This window comes from Microbacterium sp. Root61, assembly GCF_001427525.1.
Taxonomy (GTDB): Bacteria; Actinomycetota; Actinomycetes; order Actinomycetales; family Microbacteriaceae; genus Microbacterium.
This window is the reverse complement of sequence record NZ_LMGU01000001.1, coordinates 3,057,762-3,083,873: the sequence shown is the minus strand read 5'-3', so window position 1 is coordinate 3,083,873 and position 26,112 is coordinate 3,057,762. Positions and strand designations below refer to the sequence as shown.

The 26,112-nt window shown below is 69.0% G+C and carries 15 protein-coding genes; 6 read left to right on the top strand and 9 right to left on the bottom strand.

Going from position 1 to position 26,112, the window contains the following annotated elements; translation table 11 throughout:
* Positions 1 to 82: 82 nt before the first annotated feature.
* Together ASD65_RS14530 and menC are read right to left on the bottom strand one after the other, a co-directional pair.
* Positions 83 to 997, bottom strand: coding sequence for a hypothetical protein (locus tag ASD65_RS14530; RefSeq protein ID WP_056223748.1), 915 nt, complete (start codon positions 995 to 997; stop codon positions 83 to 85).
* A gap of 3 nt (positions 998 to 1,000) precedes the next feature.
* Positions 1,001 to 2,134 carry an o-succinylbenzoate synthase gene (menC, locus tag ASD65_RS14525; RefSeq protein WP_056223747.1) on the bottom strand — a complete coding sequence of 378 codons (1,134 nt, stop codon included), beginning with the start codon at positions 2,132 to 2,134 and terminating at the stop codon, positions 1,001 to 1,003.
* 470 nt (positions 2,135 to 2,604) lie between these two features.
* On the opposite strand from menC, the gene ASD65_RS14520 reads away from it, so the two are divergent.
* Positions 2,605 to 5,082 carry a helix-turn-helix transcriptional regulator gene (locus tag ASD65_RS14520; RefSeq protein WP_162248511.1) on the top strand — a complete coding sequence of 826 codons (2,478 nt, stop codon included), beginning with the start codon at positions 2,605 to 2,607 and terminating at the stop codon, positions 5,080 to 5,082.
* A 20-nt stretch (positions 5,083 to 5,102) separates the two neighbouring features.
* On the opposite strand, the gene ASD65_RS14515 is transcribed toward ASD65_RS14520, so the two are convergent.
* The 3 genes from ASD65_RS14515 to ASD65_RS14505 all read right to left on the bottom strand — a co-directional run bounded on the left by ASD65_RS14515 (position 5,103) and on the right by ASD65_RS14505 (position 9,879).
* A complete protein-coding gene (locus tag ASD65_RS14515) occupies positions 5,103 to 6,053 on the bottom strand; it encodes a class C sortase (protein WP_200948678.1) in 951 nt (316 codons plus the stop codon).
* Positions 6,054 to 6,057: 4 nt separating this feature from the next.
* Entirely contained in the window at positions 6,058 to 8,229 is a 2,172-nt protein-coding gene (locus ASD65_RS14510) for a DUF6923 family protein (protein ID WP_162248510.1), read from the bottom strand.
* A 132-nt stretch (positions 8,230 to 8,361) separates the two neighbouring features.
* Entirely contained in the window at positions 8,362 to 9,879 is a 1,518-nt protein-coding gene (locus ASD65_RS14505; protein WP_056223744.1) for a SpaH/EbpB family LPXTG-anchored major pilin, read from the bottom strand.
* Between the two features lie 406 nt (positions 9,880 to 10,285).
* Here ASD65_RS14505 and ASD65_RS14500 point away from each other — a divergent pair, with 406 nt between their 5' ends.
* Complete coding sequence (locus ASD65_RS14500; RefSeq protein ID WP_056223743.1) at positions 10,286 to 10,873, top strand: hypothetical protein; 588 nt, start codon at positions 10,286 to 10,288, stop codon at positions 10,871 to 10,873.
* Between the two features lie 162 nt (positions 10,874 to 11,035).
* Here the strand turns inward: ASD65_RS14500 and ASD65_RS14495 are convergent, their stop codons facing one another.
* The 3 genes from ASD65_RS14495 to ASD65_RS14485 form a co-directional block, all read right to left on the bottom strand.
* Positions 11,036 to 16,663 carry a DUF5979 domain-containing protein gene (locus ASD65_RS14495; RefSeq protein WP_056223742.1) on the bottom strand — a complete coding sequence of 1,876 codons (5,628 nt, stop codon included), beginning with the start codon at positions 16,661 to 16,663 and terminating at the stop codon, positions 11,036 to 11,038.
* Positions 16,664 to 16,885: 222 nt separating this feature from the next.
* The gene (locus ASD65_RS14490) at positions 16,886 to 17,794 is read right to left on the bottom strand and encodes a cyclase family protein (protein ID WP_056223741.1); all 909 of its coding nucleotides are present in this window, start codon (positions 17,792 to 17,794) and stop codon (positions 16,886 to 16,888) included.
* 74 nt (positions 17,795 to 17,868) lie between these two features.
* A complete protein-coding gene (locus ASD65_RS14485; RefSeq protein WP_056224990.1) occupies positions 17,869 to 18,582 on the bottom strand; it encodes a GNAT family N-acetyltransferase in 714 nt (237 codons plus the stop codon).
* Between the two features lie 106 nt (positions 18,583 to 18,688).
* Between ASD65_RS14485 and ASD65_RS14480 the strand changes: the two genes are divergently transcribed.
* Entirely contained in the window at positions 18,689 to 20,092 is a 1,404-nt protein-coding gene (locus tag ASD65_RS14480) for an MFS transporter (RefSeq protein ID WP_056223740.1), read from the top strand.
* 43 nt (positions 20,093 to 20,135) lie between these two features.
* Positions 20,136 to 21,731, top strand: coding sequence for a peptide MFS transporter (locus tag ASD65_RS14475; RefSeq protein ID WP_082561795.1), 1,596 nt, complete (start codon positions 20,136 to 20,138; stop codon positions 21,729 to 21,731).
* A gap of 123 nt (positions 21,732 to 21,854) precedes the next feature.
* On the opposite strand, the gene ASD65_RS14470 is transcribed toward ASD65_RS14475, so the two are convergent.
* Positions 21,855 to 22,556 carry a TetR/AcrR family transcriptional regulator gene (locus ASD65_RS14470; RefSeq protein WP_056223739.1) on the bottom strand — a complete coding sequence of 234 codons (702 nt, stop codon included), beginning with the start codon at positions 22,554 to 22,556 and terminating at the stop codon, positions 21,855 to 21,857.
* A gap of 185 nt (positions 22,557 to 22,741) precedes the next feature.
* Here ASD65_RS14470 and ASD65_RS14465 point away from each other — a divergent pair, with 185 nt between their 5' ends.
* Both ASD65_RS14465 and ASD65_RS14460 read left to right on the top strand, forming a co-directional pair.
* Positions 22,742 to 24,400: an amidohydrolase gene (locus tag ASD65_RS14465; RefSeq protein ID WP_056223738.1), complete on the top strand. Its 1,659-nt coding sequence runs from the start codon at positions 22,742 to 22,744 to the stop codon at positions 24,398 to 24,400.
* Between the two features lie 46 nt (positions 24,401 to 24,446).
* The gene (locus ASD65_RS14460) at positions 24,447 to 26,087 is read left to right on the top strand and encodes an ABC transporter substrate-binding protein (RefSeq protein WP_056223737.1); all 1,641 of its coding nucleotides are present in this window, start codon (positions 24,447 to 24,449) and stop codon (positions 26,085 to 26,087) included.
* Positions 26,088 to 26,112 lie beyond the last annotated feature (25 nt).

The window sequence follows — 26,112 nt, the reverse complement described above, 5'->3', positions numbered from 1 at the left end:
GGTCTTTCGGGTGCGGAAGCGGCATCCGGGCGCATCCTGCCTGCGTTCGTGCTCGCTGCCGCCCACGGCCCGGCCGGCCGGCTCATGACCCGAAGCCGCACCACTTCCCGACCCAGGTGAGGATCTCGCCGCGCATGTCCTCGGAGGCGGCCAGCTCGATCTCGCCGGCACCGTCACCGTCGAGATCGACGATCACCGTGAAGATCGTGCCGCGCTTGTCCTCCTGCACCGCGTGCGCATCGCAGCGCAGCGGCACGAGGGGCAGGTGCACCACGGTGGATTCGGTGTCGCCCTCCGCGACATCGACCCCGATGTCGAACACCTCGGCAGTGGTCCCGGCGCCCGCATCGAAGGTGAGGAGGTTGGTCGTCTCGATGCCGACGATGCGCGCGGCGCCTTTCCCGGTCGGCGCGATCGTCAGGGCGAGATCGGCCGGCACCCCCGGCTCCGACGGCGTGAACGATGAGAGGGTCACGCCCGCGGCGGCGCCGAGCGCGCGGGCACGACATTCGCGCTCGTGCATCGCCGCGATGAACGGCGTCGGCTCCGCCAGCGGAGACACCGCGACCGCGGCGCTCTCGCCGAGCGAGTAGTGCATCGTGACCGTCGGCGCGGCGGACGTCGCGGTCGGCGAGGGTCCGAGCTGAGTCAGGTCGCCCTCGCATGCCATCGGCGGAAGCTGAATGCGGATGTCGACGGTGGCGCCAGGACCGACCGTCGTGGTGTGCGGGAGCGCGCGCGCCGCGGCCCGTGCGAAGCGCGGGTCATCGACCCGGAGCCGCGTGATCGTCACGGGTTCGTCATTGCCGTTGTGCACCCGCACCTGAGCCTCGCGCGCGGCGACGTCCGAACGCAGCTGGATCAGCGAGGCATCCACCCCGGCGGGCAGGCTGGTGGCCGACGGGAGCGGACGGGGCTGCTCGGAACACCCGGCGAACAGGACGGCGACCGCCAGGGCGATTGCCGCGATGCGCGCGGAGCGCCAGGACCCGCGCACCGCCTACCGCCGCACCGTCTCGCGGGCGATCGTGAAATCGTCGAGGGCGACCGGGTCGATCTGCACGCCCAGCCCGGGGCCGGTGGGAACGCGGACATGTCCGTCCTCCAGCACCGCCGGCTCGGTCACGATGTCTCGGGCGTAGAAGCGGCTCGCCGCCGAGACGTCCCCCGGCAGAGTGAAGCCCGGCAGGGCGGCGAGCGCGGCGTTCGCGGCGCGGCCGATGCCGGTCTCGAGCATGCCTCCGCACCACACGGGCACCCCGGCATCCCGGCACAGATCGTGGATCGCGACCGCCTCGAGATAGCCGCCCACGCGTCCCGCCTTGACGTTGATGACGGATGCCGCGCCCAGCGCCATCGCGTCGACCGCCGCCTTCTCCGACACGATCGATTCGTCCAGGCACACCGGTGTGCGCAGCCGGCGGGCCAGGGTGGCGTGGTCGACGAGGTCGTCCTCCTGCAGCGGCTGCTCGATCAGCAGCAGGTCGAACCGATCCAGCTCGGCGAGGGTGTCCAGATCGGCCAGCGTGTACGCCGAGTTCGCGTCGACCTGCAGCGGGATGGCGCCGAACGCATCGCGGACTGCGGCGGTGTCGGCGATGTCCCGTCCGGGTTTGATCTTGATCTTGATCCGCACGTACCCCTCGTCGAGGTATCCGCCCACAGCCTCGACCAGCGCGGCGGGGTCGTGTTGGATGCCGACGGAGACGCCGGACGGCACGTGCGTGCGCACCGCTCCGAGGTACTCGCCGAGCGGGCGGGACTCTGCGCGCAGGGCCGCATCGAGCACGGCGAGCTCGAGGCCCGCCTTGGCCATGCGATGACCGACGAACGGCCGCAGCATGGTGGCGACATCCTCCGGCGCGAGCGTGTAGCGGTCCAGCAATGCGGGGATCATCCAGCGCAGCGCGACATCCCACGCCCCCTGCGTGTACTCGCTCGAGTACAGCGGCGCGGCGCCGGTCACGATCTCTCCCCACCCCTCTCCATCGGAGGTGAGCGCGCGGACGACGATGACCTCGCGCACATGCTCGGTGCCGAAGCTCGTGGTGAACGGAGAGACGAGCGGGATCTGCAGTACCCGCAACTCGACACCTTCGAGGGCGACGGATGCCGCGGGCCGGGCGATGGGCATGCGCTCAGGGTAGCGCGCACGAACGGGAAGTGGCCCCGAGCGCTGAGAACACCGCGAATGGACCGGGAGGAGACCGCTCCCCTAGGCTCGCAAAGCGATCGAGGGCCCTCGGGCCCGACGTCGCTCGTTCTCCGGGGGGAAGAACTGATCGTGGACTCGATGACTGCTGTGACGTCGGCGCTGCCATTCGGCGTGCTCGCCATCGTCTCGTGGCGGCTCGGACGACGATCGCAAGGGACCTGCGCCGAACTCGCGCGTCCGTCTTATCCACCCCCGCGGCGCGGAACACAGCCGCAAGATCCACCAGGGGGTGCCGGTATCCGATGAGAGCCAACTCGGCCATTCACAGCGATTCACTCATCGCGAGAGAACGACTGCTGGAGCGTTTCCATGACGGAACGGGGGGCCTCCTCCCGTTCGTCCTCCTGAACGCGCCCGGGGGTGCAGGCAAGAGCACACTGGTCGCGCAGTTGCTCGAGTCTCCCGCGCTGGCGCAGTATCGCGTGCACATCGCGCACATCGAGGAGGCGGGGGATACGACGTTGTGGCAGATACTCGGCCGAAGCCTGGCCACGGATGCGGACCGACCCGACAGCGAAGACGGATGCTCCCGGGAGTGGGTGCGCGCGCGTGTCGGCGCACTGACCGAGCCGACGCTGATCGTCCTCGAGCACTATCACCACCTCAGCAGCGTCGAGCACGACCGAGCGCTGCTGGAGCTGGTGCGGACCGGGCCCCGATTGCACGTGTGCGTGCTCGCACGATCGGTGCACCTCCTTGACGGCCCCCTCCACACGCACCAGGTTCGCGTGCTCACCCGGGCGGATCTCGCGTTCACCGGCGACGAGTGCCGCGAGATCCTCGCGCACTCCGGCGGCGAGCACGCACCCGGTCGGATCAGCGCGGTGACGCAGGCCGCCGGATGGCCTGTCGTCGTTGCGGCCATCCTTCGTTCGCCCGCGACGCCCGAGGACTCCGCACCGCAGTCCGCATTGCGCCGGTTCGCCATCGACATCCTCGAGGTCGCCACCCACCTCGACCCGCGCTCGCGAGACGTCCTCCTCGGCGCAGCGCTCGTCGAGTCGTTCAGTCTGGACCAGGCCGCCCTCTTCAGCGGTGCATCGAAGGCCTCCGCGCACACGCACGTCCACACCCTGCTCCAGCTCGGCGCACTCGAAGACGGCGCCAGCTCCGATGGGCAGGGCTACCGCCTGCATCCGGCCATGCGCGGCACGATGTCGGCCATCGTGACCCGCGAATTCAGCAGCAGCAGGAGAGAGTCCCTCGCCCTCGGGATCGCGAAAGAACTCGAGACATCAGACCCGTTGGGCGCGCTCCGCATCTACCTCCAGTTCTCCTCGCTCGCAGAGGCGGAGAGCGTCCTCTGGGCGAATTTCACGGCGATCACCGACCAACACGACACGTGTCTGGCGGCGCTGTCGCCACTGACCGACGCCGAGCTGTCCGCCCATCCGACCCTCGCGGCCGCGCGGTTCTTCCTCGAGCTCGAATTGCCGACGGTCGCGCCGAAGCGCCTCTGGCACACGTCGAAGCTGTTCCACACGGGGGCGGTGCGCCGACTCGAGTCGAACCCCGAGCCGACGGATCCGCTGCATGTCGGTCATCGGATGCTTGTCATGATCGGAGAACGCATGTGGGGAGACTCCCCCGCCGCGCTTGCCATCGCTCGGGACATCGAGGCTCAGCTCGCATCCCGCGCGGGTCTCACCGCCTCAGGCCGACACGACGCGGGCCGACGCGACCCGGGCGAGCAGCCGGTGCTCTTGCAGGAGCTCGCGTTCACCGCCTTCATCGGCGGGGACTCGGCGCTGGCGAGACGCGTCTGGCAACGCCTCGACTCCCTCATGGAGCCGAAACCGGGAGCCATCGGCCCCGGACAGACCGGTGACATCTCGCGTGCCACCCTGCGACACGGGCCTTGGCAGCACGCGGCGCTCAGCGGACTGTCCCTGGTCGAATCCAACGAGGGCAACTTCCGGCTCGGAGCGGAATTGCTCGCGCAGGCCGACGCAGTACGCACGAGATTCGGGGCAGCGCCCGCGCTGGCGTGGGTGAACGCGGAGGTCATCCGCGCTCACCATGCGTACGAGTTCGCCCGCCCCGAGATGCTCCGCGAAGCGATCGCCCGCCTCTCCCCGTGGTACGACCGGATCGAGCAGTGGCCCATGGTGATCATGGCCGAAACCGAGAGCGTCCGGTACCAGCGCGGAGTCGACTGGTCGATCCCGCACCTGCGCACCGGGATCGCGCAGATCGAGCGCAAGCGGCACGGCGTCGGCGTGTGGGGCGGGTACCTCGCGCTCTACCAGACCATGCTGGCGACGATATCGGGGAACCTCGTCACCTCGAAGCAGATCGCGGACGCGCTGCCGGCGAAGAACCCCTACGTGCAGATCGAGCGCGCCAGGCGTTCCCTCTTCCAGGGAAATGACGTCCAAGCGCTGCTCATGGTGCAGCGCCTGGGACCTGCAGTCCTGAACCTCCGGCAGCAGATCGACACGCTTCTCATCGCGGCAATCGCCGCATGGGGATGCGACAGACGGGAGGAGGCATTCGTCGCGCTCCACAGCGCCGCCGAGCTGATCGAGCGCTGCGAGCTCTCGATGATGCTGCGGTCCGTTCCGTTCGAGCCACTCGCGGAAATCGCGGCGGCGGCCCGCGACGCAGGTTTCTGCGACGTCTCCGCCCTGATCGACGCCGTCCCCGGCCCGGCGCGCTGCATACGGCGCGAGAGCCTCACCCTCATGGAGCAGAAGTCGTTGGAATCCATGCTCACCCACCCACCGCTCGCGGATGCTGCCGCTGACCTCGGCATCGCCACGGCGACCATGAAGCGCCACCGTCTCGCGGTCTATCGCAAGCTCAGGGTGGGCAGTCGCGAGGAGGCGATCCTGCAGGCCACCCGGATGGGGCTCCTGTCGAATTAGGCCCCCGCAGCACCGGTGGCTCATCCGGCTGGGCGCCGGGTCCTCCGCTGAGACGCGAGCTTCGCGTCGATGCGTCCCTGCCAGGCGACATACGCGCCCACCATCAGCAAGCCGCTGCCGGCGAAGACGGCCCACCAGGGGAAGCCGGGAACGTCCGATTCGCTGCCCGCGCCGGTGACGTCGGCGGCAGGGGTGGGAAGCACCCGCTCACCCGTCACCACGATGCGGTGCGAGTTGATGCCGAGCGGCGTGCACGTGACCAGAGTGACCAGGTCGCGGCCCGGTTCCGCCCGCAGGGTCCCGGTGTCCGCCGGGTCGATCACCTCCTTGGTGCGCACTTCATACGTGAGCACCTCGCCCAAGACGTCCATCGTGAACCGATCGCCTACCTCGACGCCGTCGAGATCGCTGAACATCGTCGCGTTGGCCAGCCCCCGGTGCGCCGTGAGCACCGCGTGAGTCCCGTCGCCGCCGACCGGCAGGTGCGAACCTTCCAGATGCCCGACGCCGCGCAGGAGCACGTCGTCGCTGGTGCCGTGGTAGATCGGCAGGTCGACGTCGATGGCCGGGATCCGGACCCGCCCCATCAGGCCGTCGTCGGAGGCCGTCAGCATGCGCGCGTACTGCAGGGATTCATCCGTCGATGAGCCCTCGCCGACCGGAACGTTCGCGTTCGATTCGAGCGCCACACCGGCGCTCAAAGCGTCGTTGTAGGCGTGGGCGGCCGCAAGTTGCTCCGCGGCGCTCGGAGACACCGCGTCTACCGAGCTCTCGTAGTCGCGGATGATCTGAGACTGGTTGTACGAAGTCAGCCAGGACGCGGTCATGGGATACAGCCCCGCGGTCAGCGCGGCGATCGCGAACAGAGCAACGGCGATGGTGAGCAGGCTGGGACGCCAGCGTCGGCCCCGCCCGCGTGCGCGGTGCGAGCGGGACCGCCGGGTCTCGACCTCGGGTGGGATGTCGCTCACCCGATCAGGACCGCATCCGTCGGCGCTGCAGGATGAGGGCGGTCAGCGCCACGATTCCGAAGCCACCGGTCAGCGCCCAGAACGCGGTGGTCCCCATCCCGCCGGTGAGCGGCAGCATCGGTACCTCGACCTGCGTATTCACGATGTCGCCGTAGCTGACGTTCTGGAAGACGGCGATGTCGCGGGGGGCGATCTGCCGGTACCCCGCAGGCGCGCGCGTCTCGACGAGCTGATAGGTGCCGACGGGCAGGCTGCGCACTTCGAATCGACCCGCGCGGGGATCCTTGTCGGACGCCGTGCACTCCGCAGCGGTGCTCGCGACGCAGTCGATGACCGGGATGGAAGAGGCGGGCACCAGCGCGGGCGTGGGGGCCCGGTCGTACGGAGTGAGAGTCCACTCCGATCCGGAGAGGAATGCCGCCGGGGCGGAGTCGTTCACCTTGTTCCAGGTGAGCGAGCCCACCACCGGGTGCTCGGTACAGAGCACCGTGACCGGATCGCAGCTAGGCGGCGGGGTCTCACCGCGCGTCACGAGGAAGTTGCCGAGCTTTCCGCTCGCCGTCTGCGGGAGCGGAGACTTCACGCGCATCGAATACGTGACCGTGGCGGTGGCACCCGCGGGAAGCGTCCCGGTCACAGCGATCTGGGATGCCGTCGTGGTCGCCGTCAGCGGCGACTGCGCGATGACCGAACCTGCCAGGCTCGCGTCGTCGATCACGTCGGTGAGGAGGTCCACCTTGTCCACGACGACGGGAGAGCGGCCCGAGTTGTGGAACGTGAGCACGTAGCTGACGAGTTGACCCACCGTCACCTGGGTGCCGGATACCGGATCGGATGTCTTGGTGGATTCGAGGATGCCGGGATACGGGTCTGCGGCCGTTATCGACCAGTCGTTGGCCGGATTCGGGTCGTACTCGTTGCCGCGGATGTCTGCGCGGTTGAGTACCCGGCCCCCCGAGTGGGTGATCGCCGTCAGCACCTTCGCGGTCATGGCCACTTGGGTGCTCGCACCGACCGGGAGCGCACCGAGAACGCAGGTCAGGTGTTTCCCGTCGGCCACGGTGCAGCCGGGGGTCGTGGACGCGACCTCGCCCAGGCCCTCCGGCGGAGTGTCGGTCAGGATGCTGCCGCTCGAGTCGTTCGGTCCGTGATTGGTGACCGTCATCGAGTAGTTCATGACCTCTCCGACCGCGTAGTTGGCCGGGCCGGTCTTCACGATGCCGAGATCCACCGGACCACCCGGCGCGCTCGTCCCGTCGTTGTTCTGGGTGGCGGGGCCGCTGAATTTCGCGGCGAGGGAGAAGACGATGCCGGACGCATTCTGTTCCATGTCCACCAGGAAGACATCCCCGGTCTGGTTGTCCGAGAAGCCGAGCAGCCCATTGCCGAGGGTCCACGCCGCGCCGAACTGGCGCCCCGCCCCCCGCATCGCCGAAATGGAGTTGGGAATGGAATCGACGACGAAGCCGACCCCCACCACTTCGCTGATCACGTAGAAATTCGTCGCGGATGCGCCGATCAGGCTGCCCCGGTCGCCGAGGAAGCTCTTCCCGCCCGCCCAGGTGAAGTCAGCGATGGACCCCAGGGTCGCGCTGCGGCTGTCGAACGTGACCCGCTCCGCCGTGAGGGTCTCGATGTTCACGACCCACATCCGGTTGGAGTTGTCCGTGTTGTTGTAGTCGCGGATGTAGAGGAGGTGGCTGTTCCCGCTCGGTCCCGGGATCCCGCCGAAGGCGCCCTGCGTGTACGTGTTCACCTGGCTGCCGCCACTCGGCTTCGGTGTCGGCGCGGGCAGGCCGGTGATGACGCCCAGGTCGGTGACCACCCCACCGTTTCCGACCTTGACCAGCCGATTCGTCCCATTCTGCGTGGCGTTCGGGTTGGCGCGGATCCCGTAGATGAAGCCGTCGTTGACGTTGAATCCGATGGCGTTGTAGCTGATCCCGGTTGTGGAGCCGAGACTGCTCAGCGCAAGCGAGCCGGCGGACTGCTGCCCGCCGAGGAGGGTGGTCGTCGGGAAGTTCTGCCCGATGAAGACCTGGGGATACAGCGGGTCGAAGGCGCTGCCGGGGACAGGCGGCGTCTCGTCGGCGGCCTGCGCCGTCGGGGGAACGAGTATGGACGGCGCCAGGATCCCCAGGACCATCACGCCGACAACGAGGGCGGACCGCACCATCCTGGGCATTCTGGTGCCCGCGTGCCGCGGCGATCTGTTGTGTTGCATGGAACCGACCTCTTCACTTCGCATTTCTTCCCCAGGCCCGAAGCCGTGGGGGCGCGGCATGCGCACCCCACGGTGTGGATCGGGCTAGTCGTTCACCCGAGCGCGACGGCGATTCACCAGCACGAGGCCGACGGCGATCAGTGCCGCAGCACCCCCGGCGGAGAGCAGCAGAAGCTGACCGTTCGCACCGGTGAGGGGCAGCTCGGGCACTTCCTGCTGGGTGTTGGTGACGTCCGCGTTGAACGCATCCGCGACAACCGTCTGTCCGGCCTTCACGCTGATCCCCGTGTAGGGCGCAGCAGGAAGGACGTAACCGGCGGGTGCCGCAGTCTCTTTGAGCACGTAGCAGCGCTTAGCCGCGTTGACGGCGGGGTTCACGGAGTCGCTGACGAACAGACCCGGGATCGCGATGACACCGGCCGACGTGGAGGTGAACGTGCTCGCGGCGCCGATGGTGATCGGGCCGGCGGCCACATCCGCGACCGCCTTGGTGCAGTCGGTGGCGTACGGCGCGACCGCGTTGTAGACCTCGAAGACGGCGCCCTGGAGGCGACCGGTCGTGCCGGTGGTGCCGGATGCCCGCTTCAGGATCTCGACGCTGCCCCAGTTGGTCGTCACCGTGTTCGAGGTCAGTTCCGACGAGGGGTCGTTCTGGAACTTCGCGTCGTTCTGGATGGCGCCGTTGCCGATCGCGATCACTTTCGCCTGGAAGACGACTTCGATGACCTTGCCGGCTTGCGAGTTCGCCGGGGTGGCGTTGAGCCAGGTGAGACCGGCTGCGGTGAAGGACAGGGTGACCTTGTTGCCGACGACCGGACTCACGGTGTAGTAGCCGGCGTCGAGCGCGACGCCGTCGACCTTCACGGAGGCGACACCGGTTCCCACCGGAGCGAGCCGCGTGTCGAACAGGTCCGAGATCGCGAACATCGTCCACGGGTTCGCCTGCGTGGGGATCGTCATCGTCACGGGGAAGTCGAGCGTCGCACCCATCCCGGTGTCGGAGCCCTGGGCTGTAACGCTCTTGACGAGCTCGCCTTCACCGTTCTTCGGGTACGCGTGGACGTCGTAGACCCACCCGTTCGCATGCGGCATCGGCACCGTCAGGATGAAGGGCAACGCACGGTCGACGATGTTCGACGGGGCGAAGGTCTCGCACACCTGGTAGACGCCCAGCGCGAGGCTCTGCGTCGACAAGCCGTCGGCGTCGGTGGCCGGCATCGGGATGCCGGTGCCCCGCGTGTATCCGGCAGGAGCCGCGCATGCGGCGCCCGGCACGATCGAGTTCAGGCTGTCCCAGGTGGCGGGAACCGTCAGATCGAGCGGTGCGGCGTTCTTCAGGAGCGGGTACACCGTGAAGACGACGCCCTCGACCGGATCGGTGAAATCTCCGGGGGCAGGAGCGGCACTGATATCGCCGGTGCTGCCACCCGCTGCCTGGTGAAGGTACTTGTGCACCGTCAGCGACCCTGTTTCGGAGAAGTCGATGTTGCCGTAGCCGGCCGGCGCGGCGACTGCTGCCGTCGTGCCGCCGGCGATGGCGACGACGCTGAGCGCGACCACGCCGAGCGCCGCGGCGATGCGCGAGGATGTGTGTTTTTTCATCGTGAGTATGGCTCCATTCGGGTGGATGCATGCGCACCCCCAGTGGTAATGAGTCCGGCGGCACACGAGGGAGCGAGATTGCTGTGTCGGGCATGCACGCGCAGGCATCGATGTCATTCAAGGAGACCGCCGCAGCGGCCGGCGAATCGTCTGCACCAACATCTGCACCCGCTTCAGATGCCGCGACGCGACCCAATCCGTGCGCGAAGCATGGTCGGTCGACACCCGTCCCGGATGACTCGCAGGCCGGCGTGGCACAATGCCGAACATGCCGCGGACCGCCTCACCCCGCACCGGCACGCGCCGCACCGGCACCCCGCGCAAGTCGTCTGGGACACATCCTGCGAAGACCCGCCACCGCCCCACGGCTGCGCAACGCCGATCCCGGGCCGCACGCGCACGACGCATGCGGATCGCCTTGATCGCGTCGATCGTCGCGGCGCTGACCCTGCCGATCGCCGGCATCGCGATCCTCATCGGCGCCGCGGTTCATGCCTTCGACGACGATCGGTGGGATGCCGTCGCGCCGCCGATCACACAGGCCGAGACGACGGTGTACGACGAGGAGCAGCTGGCGAACGCGTCCCTCATCGTGAAAGCAGGCCAGGATCTCCTGCTCTTCCCTCGCGATCAGGCGATCGCGATCATGACCGCGATGGGCGAATCCTCACTCCGCAACATCGACTACGGCGACTGGGAGACCAGCGGCGTCACCAATCCGGATGGTTCCCAGACCACTTCGATCGGGCTCTTCCAACAGCAGGAATGGTGGGGAACCCGCGAGCAGCGCCTCGACCCGTACACCGCTGCGACGCTGTTCTATCAGCGGATGGCGACGGCGGTGCCGGCCGAAGAGCGACAACTGCTCGAGCCGACCGAAGTGGCGCACCGGACGCAGATCAACACCGACCCGCAGCACTACGCCCGGTATTGGCCGGCCGCGGTGCGGATGCTCGAGACCCTGACGGGCGCGAGCACGGGGCTGGCACCCTAGGCGTCGGCGCCGGGCGACGGCGGACGAGCGCGCACGAACGTGAAGAGGCCCGGAGGTCTCCGCGACGACGCGGGACCTCCGGGCCGAGCGCCAAGTGGGGATGGCGCTCAGTGCGATGCCGCCGACACACTGGGGAGAGCTCGGCGACACCGCGGTCTCGGACTACCCGAGGTTCTTGCGGCGCCGGCGGGCGACCAGGACGAACAGGATCCCGCCGAGCAGCAGCGCCGACGCGGACACGACGATGCCCGCCGACAGCACGCCGCCCGTCACCGCCAGGCCCGGGTATCCCGGATCCACAGGGTGCTCGGTCGTGCAGCCGTCGCATTCGGAGCCGGGGGTTCCGCCGGGCACGACGCTGTTGCGCAGCGTCGTGGCCGGGGAGTCGCCGTCGACACGCACGCGGTACGAGACCGACACCGACTCGCCGACGGCGACCTCCGGAACGGCCCAGGTCAGGGTCTCCCCCGAGACGGTGAGCCCCTCGGAGAGGGTTCCGTCCAGAGCCGCGTGGGTGAGCACGCCGCTCAGGTCATCGGTCGCGATGGCACCCGTCAGGGCGCTCCCACCGAGGTTGCGCACAGTCAGTGTGTAGTCGATGACGTCACCGCGGCCGACGGTCGTACCCGAGGCCGGGTCACTCGTCTTGCGCAGATCCCACTTCGGTTCGAAGTGCGTCGTGACGCACGGGTCGGTGCCGTCCTCGTTGAGCACGCACTCGCCACCCTCACCGTTCGGCGCGACCACGTTGCGCAGCGTCTGCCCATCGGCCTTCGGACCCACCGTGACGCTGTACGTCACCGTCGCGGTCTCGCCCGCCTGCAGGGTCGGGATCGACCACGTGAGCGTCTCGCCCGACAGCGCCAGCGACGCATCCAGCGGGTCTTCCAGGGCAGCAGCCCCGAGGACTCCACTCAGGTCGTCGACGCCGGTCGCGCCGGTGACCGGGGCAGCGCCCGTGTTCGTCGCCGTCAGCGTGTAGGTGACGCGCTGGCCGGGGAGGACCGTGGATCCGGATGCCGGATCCGACGTCTTGCTCATGCTCCACTCCGCCGGCACATGCACGATCGGGTTGTCGACGACGACCGCGTGATCGCCGGTGACGGTGATCTCGGTCGCGGTCTCGCCGTCGATCGCGATCGTCGGGGTGCCCCAGGCGAACGAACCATCCTTGAGCTGCCCGGACACCGGCCCCTCGTTGAGCACGCAGGTCCAGCCGAGCGGCACGCCGTCGATGAGCGTCACCGCCGCGGCGCCGGCCGCGACATCCACACTGCCCTCGAAGACGCCCTCGGCGTCCTCCAGCGAGCACACCACGCCGACCGGGAAGCCGGCGAAGTCCTCGGCGGGGGCGAACCCGTCGACCTCACCGCTCAGGGTCTTCTGCACGGTGATCGTGCCGGTGTGACGCTCGAGCGCGTTCGTCACGGACAGGACGTTGGTCGCCGCATCCGCACCGACGGTGATCCCGGTCGCCACGGGCGTCGCCCAGGCGAAGGACATGTCGGCGCTCGGCGCCTCCAGGCCGTCTTCGGTCACGGTGCAGTCCGAATCCCGCAGCACCCGGTCGAAGGGTCCGGTCAGGACGGCGGGCGTGCCCGCTGCCGAGCCGAGCCCGCTCCAGTCACCGCCGACGGTCGTGTCGCCGTAGGTGCACGACCATGCGCCGGAGTACTCCTGGTCGGCGGGCACGATGCCGGTGAAACCGCCGTCGTCGAACGTCTTGGTGACGCCGATCTGGCCGTAGACGCGGGTGATCGTGTTGGTCACCGCGAGGGTCGAGGTGCCGCCGGGAGTGCCGACCGTCACCGACTCGGGCGCGTAGGTCGGAGCAGACCACTGGAACGACGCGTCCTTGAGGCCTCCGGAGATCGCGAGCTCGCTCACGGCACAGGTCGCGCCGAGTGGCACGTCCGCCCATGTGACCGTGCCTCCCGCGGCGACCGTCTTTGTCGGCAGCTGCTGCGCGTCGCACGTGAGCACCATCGGGAAGATGGCGTTGTCCGCTCCGCTGAACCCGCCGTCGGGGTCGACGACCGTCTTGGTCACCGAGACGGAGCCCGTCTTGGTGCTGATCGCGTTCACGACCGCGACGTTGACGGTTGCGCCGTCATCCGGCGTGGTGAAGGTGATCGACTTTCCCGACTGCGGCTCACTGGAGGCTGCGCCGTCGACGGTCAGGGTGACGCCGTCCCACGTGAACGGGTCGATGGCCGCGGGCGTGGTGCTCTCGGTGACGGTGCATGTCGATTCGCCGGGGATCTGCTCGGTCGGCGCATCCGATCCGCCGGCCGCCATCGACAGGGTTCCGCTGAGCGCGGCGCCCGACTGCGGGGTGCAGGACCAGTCGAAAGTGAACTGTCCGTCGGTGAAGGCGGTTCCGGCCACCCCGCCCTCGACGCTCTTGCTCACGGTGAACGAACCCACCGCGCGGTTCAGCGTGTTGACGACCGTGGAAGACGCGCCGGATGCCGGCACCACCGCTGCTGAAGGCAGCTGCGTCGTCCAGGTGTAGGACGCGTCATCGGGCACGGCGTCGGCGGGTGTGTCCTCGGTGATCGCACACTCCGAGCCGACGAGGACGTCGATGGAGCCGCCACCCGGGGTGAGAGAGGCTGCTCCGCCGCCGGCCGGAGCCGACCACGTGCCCGTCACCGCGGCACTGCCCGCGAAGGTGCAGCTGTAGGTCCCGGTGAAGGGGCCGGCCGGCTGAGCCGACGTGTTGTTGACGACCTGCTTGGCGATCGCGAACGGCGCGAGCACGCGCTCGATGTCGTTGGTCACGGTCACTGCCGCGGGAGTCCCGGTGGCGGGAACCGTGACGTCCTGTGCGGACGGAATCGGCGCCCACGTATAGGAGGGGCCGGGGAGACCGGTGGATCCGGACGGCGCCGCCGTCTCGGTCACGGTGCAGTCCGTGCCGATCGGCAGGTACGGGGTCGTCCGGGTGATGTCGGACGGCCAGGTGATGGCGAACGACTCGGAGTAGTCGGCCGTCTGGCCCTGGGCCGGAGCGGTGCACGACACGGTGAGCTCGAACGCGGTGCCCGGCGTGACCTCGTCGCCGAAGTGTGCGATGGCCTTGGCGACCGAGACACGGCCGAAGCCGATGCTGTTCGGGTTGGTGACCTCGACACGCGCGGTGCCGCCGCCCGGCACGGTGACCGCGCCGTCGGTCAGCCCGACGTAGGTCGGGGTGCCCCAGACGTAGCCGGGGGCCAGGAGCGCGGCATCCGGAGCCGTCTCACTGACCGCGCAGCGCACACCGGCCGGAACCCGGACGGTCTTCTCGCCGCCGTCGGCGAGCGCCACCGAGCCGCTCACATCGCCACAGCTGTAGGCGACCGTGAAGTCTGCCGTGGCGCCGGTGTAGCCGGCGCCGACCACGTCCTTGGCGAGCGTCAGGTCGACGAGGTCGCGGGCGAAGTGGTTGGTCACCGCGAGGGTGCCGACACCGTTCGCGGGGATCGTGGCGGTGGTCGGTGCAACGGTGTAGCCGTCCCAGCGATACGAGGCGTCCACGAAGTCGCCGGTGGCGGCAGTCAGGGTCTCGCCCGTGATGGCGCACACCGCGGTGGCGGGCACTCGGGATACGGTTGCGGAGGTCGCGGTCGTGACCGAGACCGAGCCGCTGCGCACGACGGTGGAGCCGATCGTGCAGGAGTAGTCGACCGGGAAGGCGCGGTCGACGGCCCCGGAGTAGCCGGCGGCCGAGACGCCCTCGCGCGGCACGATCGTCTTGGTGATCTGCAGCTGGCCGGTCTGCTGGGTGGCCGAGTTCGTGATGTTCACCGTCGCCTGAGCGCCGACGGGAATCGTCACGGCCGCGTCGACGACGGGCGCACCCCATGCCCACGACGTGTCCACGAGTCCGGGAGCGCCGGTCGGCGGGTTGGTCTCTGTCACGGTGCAGGTGGCGCCCGCGGGCAGGTTCGGGATGACGGCGGCGGTGCCGGCCGTGCCGTTGGTGGCGTTCGGACGCACGGTCACTGAGCCGGTGATCGGGGTGCCCGTGCCGACGGTGCAGCTGTACGCCGCGGTGAACGGCATGGAGGTGCCCTGGGTGTAGCCACCGGCCGGGGTGGTCGTCACGGTCTTCGTGATCGCGAGAGAGCCGGTCTGGAACCTGTTGGTCACAGCGCAGGTGACGTTCTGGCCCTGGGCGAGTGCCACCTCACCGCCGGTCACGGGCACGGTCGTCGTGGTGCCGGTGAGCACGCACGACCACGCGCCGTCCTGTACATAGCCGAACGTGCGGGTGCCGTCGCCGGCCTCGGCCAGCGCGTAGGTGCCGGCGATGACCGACTGGTTCGTGATCGCCGGGTTGGCTGCGGTGTTGGTCTGGCCCGTCTGACCGGTGCCCTGGATCGACTGGCCGGCGACCGCGCCGGTGCCGGTCGCGCTCAGGTTCCAGTTGAAGGCGGACGCCACGGGTGCCGGCTGGCCGGTGGCGACGACGTTCTTCTGCAGGGTCAGGGTCGCGCGAGGCGTGTAGGTGTTCGTGTACGTGCAGGTGATCGCCACCGCGCCGGGGTCGGTGGTGGACAGATCACCGGTGAGGGTGATCGTGCGGCCGTTCGTCACGTTCATCGTCTGCCCGCGGCCGTCGACGCAGGTGAGGCTGGTGAAGGCCCATGCTCCGGTCGGAGCGGTCTCGACGACCGTCACGCTCTGGCCGACGACGAAGTCGCGTGTGATCGTGGCGGCACCGCCCGTACCGAGGGCGGTCGGGGTGAGCGTGAAGCCGGAACCCCACGGCGAGCCGGCCGTGTTGCTGGTCGAGGTGAAGCCGAAGCCGGGGATCGTCGCCGGAGCCGTGTACGGCGCCTGCGCGACCTTGGTGACGGTGAGCGTGCGCACCTGCTGCACCGAAGCGTAGAGACAGCCGAAGGTCGTGGACTGCTCGACCGTGCTGAACGAGTTGACCACGCCGGACGTGGAGTCGAGGGTCGCGTTGCACGTCGTGCCCGACTGGGGCGCTGTGAAGCCCAGCACCACGAGTGTGTAGCGGTTGCCGTCGGGACCGGTGAAGTACTGGTTGCCGACCTGGTTGATGAAGTCGAGGACGTCGTTGTTCGCAGGGTTCGAGGAGGGGCTCGCATTGTTCGGCGTCTCGTGCAATCGCCATGTGAAGTCGAGGTCCATGCCCATGAACGCGACGTTCATGACACCGCGGAACCAGTCGTTGGTCGCGTTGATGGGGTTGTTCTTGTGAACCATGCGACCGAGGTTGAAGACCGCTCCGGTGTCGAAGCTGGACACCGAGGTCGGCGCGAAGCCGATGGCACTCTGGGACGACAGCGACAGCTGCGAGTCGCAGTTCGACCCCCCGCCGTGGGCCGAGTACGCGGTGGTGCCGGAGATCACGGCGGCGGTGTAGCCGTTCGCCCACGACTGACCCTGCGTGCCGTTTGAGCCGCCGGTGTTCGCGATCGATCCGCTGGCCGTCGCGTTCGGCGCCGAGCCGTAGCGGACGCAGTCGCCCGTCGAAGGGTTGGGTGCGGTGTTGCCGTTCCACCCCGTCTCGGTCTCCATGCGCGCCGTGACGTTCTGACCGACGGGCACCGTCACCGTGGCGGCACTCGCCGCGGTGGCATCGACCACGAGCATCGCCGGGACGAGCCCGACGACCAACGCGACCGCCGCGACGGCGGACAGCCCCCGATGCGCGCGTTCGCGGATGACCGGAACGTATGTCGATCGGTTGTGGCGACCCGGCCGCCCGGTCGCACGACGCGACGGGATGACGGTGTTGAGCGCGCGTGACAGCGCGCCGAATGGCTTCGACACAGGAAGCTCCCCCAAGCTTTTCGGTCGACCCCCAAGGCCCACCAGTTGCAGATGACGGATCTCGCCCCAGCGAGATTCGTCCGTTCAGTAGAGGAGATGCCGCCGCAAGCGATCTATTACGCGGCTTGTCGAAGTTGATCCCTCGGCATAGCGCGGGAATTCGGTGTGACCTGGGGATTTCCGGGCCAAAGTGTTTTCTGGGCGAGCTGCGGGGCTGGGCCGTCAGGCGGGAAGCTCCGCGAAGGCGCGGACGGGGAACGTGCCGAATCCCTCGACGGCCGGCGGAGCCGCGGTGAATCGTGCACCGCGCGCGGGCAGCGCATCGAGGTGGGTGAGGTGCTCGACGACGTGGATGCCCGCCGCCAGCAGCAGCGAGTGCGCGGGGCGCTCCCCGCCGGATTCGGTGTCGTCGATGTTCAGCGAGTCGATCCCGACGAGCATGACCCCCTGATCGACCAGCCACTGCGCGCCCGCTGCCGTCAGGAACGGCGATCCCTTCGCGTACTCCGGCTGCCCGAACCAGCGGTCCCACCCGGTGTGCAGCAGCACGGCGGTCCCGCGCAGTTCGCGATCGGCGAGCGATTCCGGACGGATGCCGCGGCTCGAGGCATCCTGCAGGTGGAACACCTCCGCGGGCAGGCCGACGAGCGTCGCCAGCTCGAGTCCCGCGAGGTCGGCACCCTCGGCGTAACGGTGGAAGGGGCTGTCCAGGTAGGTGCCGGTGTTGCCGATCATCGTGAGGATGTCCATCGCGAACTCGGTGCCGGGAGCGTACTTCGCCCGCGAGTCCGTGCGGGTGAGGTGCGGCGTGATGACGGGTGCCGGCAGCCCCGGGTAGGTGATGAGTCCGGCCCGGATCGGGTGGCTCAGGTCGACGATGCGGGTTGCACGCCCCGCCTCGGCGGGCGCAGGAACACCTCGGCTGCCCTTGTGCGGTTCCGCGACGATCTCCAGCGCCGACAGCGTGACGTCCTCGACCAGGGCGAGTCCGAGGTGGTGCACGAGCAGCATCCCGATCTGCGCGTCGTCCAGGTCGGCCGACGGAAGGTCGAGCCGGAACCCGGTGCCGGTCATCCCTCCGCCGTTGGCGAAGCGGATGACGAAGTCGAAGTGCGCACGGTAGTCGGCCATGCTTCAGCGTAGGCGTCGACGACACGCTGCCGGGCGCTGCGCGACGGTCGCATTCCGGCGGATTCCTGCCGCGGTCAGGGGCGGACGAACAGGTAGCCGCGCTCGTCGTCGAAGCCCCCGACGACGAGGCCTTCGGCGAGCTGGGCGAGGAACTCCTCGCGCACCCGCAGGCGCCAGCCCGCAGCATCCGTGGGGCTCTCTCTCCGGAGCGCCTCGATGTCGTGCGGCACCGCCACCGTCGCCACGACCTGCTCATCGGGCGGCGTCGGGACGGGCGGGGCGGCGAGCGCCCACGACACCATGACCCGGTCGGTCTCGTCGCCGCGGTTCACCCCGTCATCCATCGGTCCGTACTGGTTCACGAGGTACTCGGTGACGCGCGTACCGAGCACTCGGATATTGAAGTGCGCGTTGCGGGCGATCAGCGGATCGAAGGTCCAGGTGATGTGACCGACGTCGCGGGCGAGCGCCCACTCACGCTGATGCTGCTTGAGGAGACGCCCGAGGCCGTGGCTCTGGTGGTCGGGCAGTACCCCTGTGATGTGGGAGTGCATCGAGCGAGCCGCCGGCTCCGCGAAGAACGCGACGGACGCCCCGATCATGCGCCCGTCCGCGTACAGGCCGACCGCGTAGTTTCCCGCTTGGGCCAGCGCCCGCAGCAGGTTCGGCGGCATCCCGGCATGGTCGCCGCCCCAGACGTCGGACAGCACGGCGGATGCCGCGAACACCTCCACGATGTCGTCGAGCGGGCGGATCTGGATGTCGGGGACGACGGGCGGCTCGGCCATGCCGCCCACGGTACTCGCGTCCGCGCCGCGCCGACCCCCTCTGTTCCGCCGATAGCCTCAGGGGATGGGATCACGGGATGAGGACGCACGACGCAGGCTCTCCCGGATGCCCCCGCAGGGCGCGATCATCGCGGTGCTGGCGCTGGCGGGCCTGGCCTCCTCCTTCATGTTCACCCTGGTCGTGCCGATCCAGGCCAAGCTGCCGGAGCTGCTGGGCGCCAGCCGCGAGGACACCGCGTGGGTGGTCACCGCGACCCTCCTCGCCGCCGCCGTCATCACCCCTATCGCCGGGCGTCTGGGCGACATGTACGGCAAGCGCCGCATCGTGCTGGTGCTGCTGGCCGCACTCATCCTCGGCTCCGTCATCGCCGCGCTCTCCCAGGGCATCATCGGGGTCATCATCGGTCGCGCCCTCCAGGGGGCGGTCACCGGTGTCATCCCGCTGGGCATCTCGATCCTCCGAGACGTCCTGCACGAGGACCGCGTCGACTCCGCGATCGCCCTTATCAGTGCCACCCTGGGCGTCGGCGGCGCGCTGGGCCTCCCGATCAGCGCGCTGATCACGGAGTACAGCGATTGGCACGTGCTGTTCTGGATGGCTGCCGGCCTCGGTGTCGTCGTGTTCACGCTCGTGCTGTGGATCGTTCCGGAGAGCGTGCTGCGCACCGCCGGACGCTTCGATTTCATCGGTGCCGCGGGCTTGGCGATCGGCCTCATCGGCATCCTGCTGGCGATCTCCCGAGGCAACGAATGGGGCTGGGGCGCGCCGCCGACACTCGCCCTCGGGCTCGGCGGCCTGCTCGTGCTGTTGGTGTGGGGATGGTACGAGCTGCGCATCGCGGAGCCTCTCCTGGACCTGCGCGTCGCCGCACGACGGCCGGTCCTGCTGACCAACATCGCCTCCGTCGCGATGGGCTTCTCGCTGTTCGCCTCCAACGTCGCCTACCCGCAACTGCTGGAGCTTCCCGTCGAGACCGGTGTCGGGTTCGGACTCTCGCTGGTGGCCGCCAGCCTCATCATCATGCCGGCCGGTCTGGTGATGATGGTGCTCTCCCCCTTCTCTGGGCGGCTCGCCTCGACCGTGGGGCCCAAGGTGCTGCTCGTGCTCGGCGCGATCGCCCTCATCGCGGCGTACGGCTTCACCCTGCTGTTCTCGTCCGAGGTCTGGCACATCTTCGTCGCGAACATCCTCATCGGCGTGGGCATCGGCTTCGGCTACGCCGGTATGCCGATGCTGATCATGCGCTCCGTGCCGCAGAGCGAGACCGGGGCATCCAACGGTTTGAACGCGCTGTTCCGCTCCCTGGGCACGAGCATCGCAGCCGCCGTGATCGGCGCGGTACTCGCGACCTACTCGGTCTCATTCGGTGACACGCAGGTGCCGACGAACACCGCCTTCACGCTGTCGTTCTTCCTCGGGCTCGGTGCGGCGGTCGTCGCGTTCGTGGTCGCGTTGTTCATCCCACGCCACGGCGCCCCGCAGGAGCGCCACCCGTCGCTGCCGGACTGACCCGGCTATACCGACGGCGCATGGCGCCCGGTACCCTGTCCCCATGAGCGGGACCGAGCACGATCAGCCGGCCGAAGTGCCTGTCGGGCCACCGGACGGAGCCACTGCTGGAGGCGAGGAGAGCCTGCAGACGCGGGCCGGTCGGCGGGCGGCGAACGCGAGCGAGACGGATGCCGCGGCATCCGTCTCGCCTGCGGAGAGCCCCGATGACCGTCGGTTCTTCGGGCAGCCGCGAGCGCTGGCGAGCGTGTTCGGCGTGGAGATGTGGGAGCGATTCAGCTTCTACGGCATGCAGGGCATCCTGCTCATCTACCTGTACTACTCGGCCGCCGAGGGCGGACTGGGGATCAACGAGGTCGTCGCGACCGGCATCGTCGGCGCCTACGGCGGGACGGTCTACCTGTCCACGATCCTCGGCGCCTGGGTCGCCGACCGCCTCCTGGGCTCGGAGCGCGTGCTGTTCTTCAGCGCCATCGTCATCATGGGCGGGCACATCGCCTTGGCGCTGCTGCCCGGGATGTGGGGCGTCGGCGTCGGTCTCGTTCTGGTCGCGGTGGGTTCCGGCGGGCTCAAGGCCAACGCCACCGCCGTGGTCGGCACGCTCTACGCCCCGGATGACCCGCGCCGCGACGCCGGGTTCTCGATCTTCTACCTCGGCATCAACCTCGGCGCCTTCCTCGGCCCCCTCCTGACCGGATTGGTCCAGAGCACGCTCGGCTTCCACTGGGGCTTCGCGCTGGCCGCCGTGGGCATGGGCATCGGGCTGCTGCAGTACTCGTTCGGCCGACGCCGGCTGCCGGCCGCGGCGCGCGCCGTCGCGAACCCGCTGCCGAAGAACCGCTACGGGCTGATGATCGGCGTCGCGGTCCTCGGAATCGCCGTGCTCGTGGTGCTCGTCCTGGTCGGCGTGATCCGCGCCGACAACCTCGCCGGTGTCGTGATCCTGGTGACGCTGCTGGCGACGATCGCCTACTTCGTCGTCATCCTGAGCTCGCGCGCGATCTCCGCCATCGAACGCTCGCGCGTGTTCGGCTTCATCCCGCTGTTCATCGTGAGCGTCGGATTCTGGTCGCTGTACCAGCAGCAGTTCACGGTGCTGACGATCTACTCCGACAAGAAGCTGGACCGCTCCCTCTTCGGCTGGGAGATGCCGGTCCCGTGGGTGAACTCGATCAACCCGATCTTCATCATCATCCTGTCGGGCGTCTTCGCCGCGATCTGGACGAGGATGGGCACTCGTCAGCCGTCCACACCGGTGAAGTTCGGCCTGGGCTCGATCATCATGGGCGTCGCGTTCCTGCTGTTCCTGCCGTTCGCCAACGGGGGCCCGAACTCCACCCCGCTGATCGCGATCGTCGGCATCCTGTTCGTCTTCACGATCGCGGAGCTGCTGATCTCGCCCGTCGGGCTGTCGGTGACGACCAAGCTCGCCCCGGCGCGATTCCATACGCAGATGGTCGCGCTGTTCTTCCTGTCGGTGGCGCTCGGCACGTCGATCGCGGGCTGGCTGGCCGGCTTCTACGACCCGGAGAACGAGGTGCCGTACTTCTCGATCCTCGGTCTGATCGCCATCGCGATCGGCGCTGCCCTGCTGCTCGCCGTCAAGCCGGTGCTGAAGCTGATGCGGGGTGTCCGCTAGGACCCGGGGGCCCGGGGCGGAGCCCCAGTGGGTACAGCGCGTTAGCACTCGGGGGTCTGGGGCGGAGCCCCGGTAGGTACCGTGCGTTAGCACCCCGGGGGCCTGGGGCGGAGCCCCAGCGGCTCACTCGACCTGGCGTCGCAGCGTGCGCTCGGCGGATTGGATGACGGCCTCGACACCTAAGGAGAACAAGTCGCGATCCTGGAGGTCGGCCAGTTCGGCGGAGAACGAGGCGATCCGGGGATGCGTGCGCGGATCGGCGAGGATCGGCCCGTCGAACCAGGGTCCGGTCATGGGTGCGTCGCCGCGTTCGCCGCGGGCGCGCGCGATCCCGGCGGCGCTGGAGAGGACGTGCGACGCCAGTAGGGCATAGTGACGCACCACGTCGTCGCCGCTGAGCCCCGCTGTGGAGAATGCCTCGAGCATGATCTCGATGGCATCCAGCTCGCCCGGACCGTGCGTCGTGAGCACGATCGCCTCGGCGCCGATGGCCGGGTGCGCCGTGTAGTACGCGAGGGTGGATGCGGCGAGCTGACGCAGTCGCTCGCGCCAGTCCGACGGATCGGCCGTGACGGAGGCCACGCTGCGCTGGGTGAGCTCGTCCAGGAGCGCTTCCATGAGCTGCTCTTTGCTGCGGAAGTGTCGGTAGATCGCGGTGGGATCGGCGCCGAGGTGGGCGCCCAGCTCGCGCACGGAAATGGTCGAGGTGGCAGAGGTGGCTGCCAGCTCCAGCCCCGCGGCCACGATCGAATCGCGGTCCAATCGGGCACGACCGGCGGAGGCTCGCGGAGTGCGACCCTTCGCAGAACCTGTGGCAGTCGTCATCGCACTCTTTCTCGCCGGTCGAGTTCCATAGTGCCACGCATACAGCGGTTCTGAGAGTCGCCATCACCGGCGCAGCATCGTCAGCATAACGACTCTGTACACGTTGTTGTCAACACGGTTGACTCAATCCCCATGCCTCGCTACTGTCACCTTCACCACCCGTTCAAAGAGGAAGCGAGGAACCTGTGTCCGCTGTCGACGTTCTGTTCACCGGAGCCGCCGTGTTCACCGGAGCCGGCGAGCCGATCCTCGGTCACGCCGTGGCCGTCACCGGCGATCGCATCACCGCCGTGCTCCCCGAGGCCGAGGCCCTCGCCCTCGTCGGCCAAGTGACGCAGGTCATCGACCTGGACGGCGCGCTGTTGAGCCCCGGGTTCCAGGACGCTCACGTGCACCCGATCGGTGCGGGCGTCGAGATGCTGACGTGCAACCTCACCGAGGCGGAGAGCGCCGACGAAGCCGTCGCGCTCGTCAAGGCCTACGTCGACGCGAACCCCGACCGGGCCTGGGTGCTGGGCGGCGGATGGTCGATGGACCACTTCCCGGGCGGCGCACCGGTGCGCACGCTCCTGGACGCCGTCGCGCCCGATCGTCCCGTCGTACTCTCCAGCCGAGATCACCACAGCGCGTGGGCGAACACCGCCGCGATCACGCTGGCCGGGCTGGACGCCTCGACCCCCGACCCCGCCGACGGACGCATCGAGCGCGAAGCCGACGGCTTCCCCGCCGGCACCTTCCACGAGGGCGCCGAGCACCTCTTCGACGGCGTGCGGCCGACGATCAGCGCCGATCTCGCCTATGCCGGACTCCTGCGCGCGCAGGAGGAGCTGATCGCGCTGGGTATCACGGGCTGGCAGGACGCGATGATCGGCAGCCTGTCCGGTGTCGAGGACGCCGACAGCGTGTACCGCCGCGCCATCGCCGACGGCACGCTCCGCGTGCACGTCGTGGGGGCGCAGTGGTGGGCGCGCGACGGCGGCATCGAACAGGTTGCGCAGATGGTGGAACGACGCGATGCCCTCGATGCGCTCGGCCACACCGACCACTACTCGCTCGGCACGACGAAGATCATGGTCGACGGAGTCGCCGAGAACCAGACCGCCGCGATGCTCACGCCCTACCGCGACACGCACGGCCACGACACCGACAACAGCGGGCTCTCCTTCATCGACCCCGACTTCCTGAAGCAGATCGTCACGGACCTCGACGCGGCCGGAATGCAGGTCCACTTCCATGCCCTGGGCGACCGCGCCGTGCGTGAGGCACTCGACGCGATCGCCGCGGCTCGCGCCGCCAACGGCGCCACAGACGGCCGCCACCACCTCGCCCACCTGCAGATCGTCGAAGAGTCCGAGACGGCACGATTCGCCGAACTCGACGCAGTGGCGAATCTCCAGGCGCTGTGGGCCACGCACGAGGACCAGATCGACCAGCTCACCCTGCCGTTCATGCAGGACGGTGCGGAGGCTCGCCAGTACCCGTTCGGCGACCTCGTCCGCAACGGTGCCCGGCTCGCCGCCGGCAGCGACTGGCCGGTCTCCAGCGCCGACCCGATGGACGCGATCCACATCGCGGTCACGCGGATCGCGCCCGGCATCGAGGCCGGACCGCTCGGAGGCGAGCACCAGCGCCTCGACCTCGCCACGGCGATGGCCGCGTACACCTCCGGCAGCGCGTACGTGAACCACCGCGATCACGACACCGGATACATCCGCGAGGGCTACCTCGCGAACCTGGTCGTGCTCAGCCCGAACCCCTTCACCCTCCCCCAGGACGAGATCTCCCGCGCCACGGTCGACTCCACCTGGATCGAGGGCGCACCCGTCTACACCCGCACCGCCTGAACCCGCACCGCCTGAATCGAGGAGCACCATGTCCCACACACCTGCCATGCCCTCTCGGCGCGGCCATCGTCGCGTCGCGACGATCGTCGCCGCCGGACTCGGGGTCGCCCTGGTCCTGACCGGCTGTTCGGCCTCTGAACCGGAGAAGACCACCCCCGCCGAATGGGAGCTGACGACGTCGACGGCCGCTCCTTCCGGCGACATCGACTCGTTCACCTGGGCGAGCTACGCCGAGCCGTACTCCCTGGACTACGCGTACGCCTTCGACTACGCCGACAACCAGGTTCTCGCCAACGTCTGCGAGTCGCTGATGCGGCTGAACCCCGACTTCAGCCTGTCGCCCGGACTCGCCGAGTCGGTCACGCACCCGACCCCGGAGACCTGGGTCTACGAGATCCGCGACGGCGTCACGTTCCACGACGGAACCCCCCTGACTGCGGCGGATGTCGTCGCCTCGATGAGTCGCATCCTCGACCCGGCGGTCGGATCTTCCTGGTACTCCGTGTACCAGAACGTCGTGTCGATCGAGCAGACCGGCGACCTCCAGGTCACCGTGACCATGAACGGCCCCGACTCGCAGTTCAACCTCGGCATGGGCGGCTCCGCCGGTGTCATCGAGTCCGCCGCGACGCTCGCCGAGAAGGGCGCCGACTACGGCAACTCGACCGGCGGCGTCAACTGCACGGGCCCGTTCAGCTTCAAAGAGTGGAAGTCGGGCGAGAGCGTCACGCTCGAACGCTACGACGACTATTGGGACCCCGAGCTGAAGGCCCGTTCCGGTGAGGTCAAGTTCCTCTTCATGAACGACGCCAACGCCCGCGTGAACGCGCTGAAGTCCGGCGACGTCGACGGCGGCTGGATGATCCCGGCCGACGCCGTGCCGCAGCTGCGCACCTCCGACCAGGGCGACATGCTCTTCGGTCTGAACACCGCCGTCTCGAACATCGTCATCTCCAACATGGAGGGCCCGCTGGGCGACCTGCGCGTCCGCCAGGCGCTGCTGATGGCGCTGGATCGCGAGGGAATCGTGGATGCCGCACTCAAGGGCTATGGCGACGTCACTGACGTGATGACCACGAAGTCGGTCTGGGTCGGCGCGAGCGATGACGCCCTCAACGCCGCATTCGACGACATCACCGACTACGACTACGACATCGAGGCGGCCAAGAAGCTCGTCGAGGAGGCCGGCGCGACCGGTGCAGAGCTCACCTATGTCACGGCGCCGATCAGCAGCGACTTCAACGTCTACGCCCAGGCCACGGCCGCGGCGGCCACGGCGATCGGCCTGAAGGTGAAGATCGAGACGGTCACGCCCAACGCATACACCGCTCTGTTCTCCGACCCCAGTGCCCGCGAAGGCGTGGACCTGTTCTACACGTCGTGGTACCTGTCCAGCCCCGACCCGCTCGAGATGTACAGCGTGCTGCGCACCGGCGACTTCAGCAACTACGGCAACTGGAGCGACCCGGAGTTCGACGCGATCGTCAACGAGGCCGCCACCATCCAGGACCCGGCCGAGCGTTCCGCCAAGACCGCGGAGGCCCAGCAGATCGCCAATGCACAGCTCCCCTGGCTGCCGATGCTCGAGGCGCCCACCACGCTGTTCATGGGCAAGCGCATCACCGGTGTCACACCGTCGGTCGCCTTCCTGTATTTCCCGTGGGCGGCCACCATTGGCGCACGCTGACGGTGACGGGCTCGGCCTGATCCAC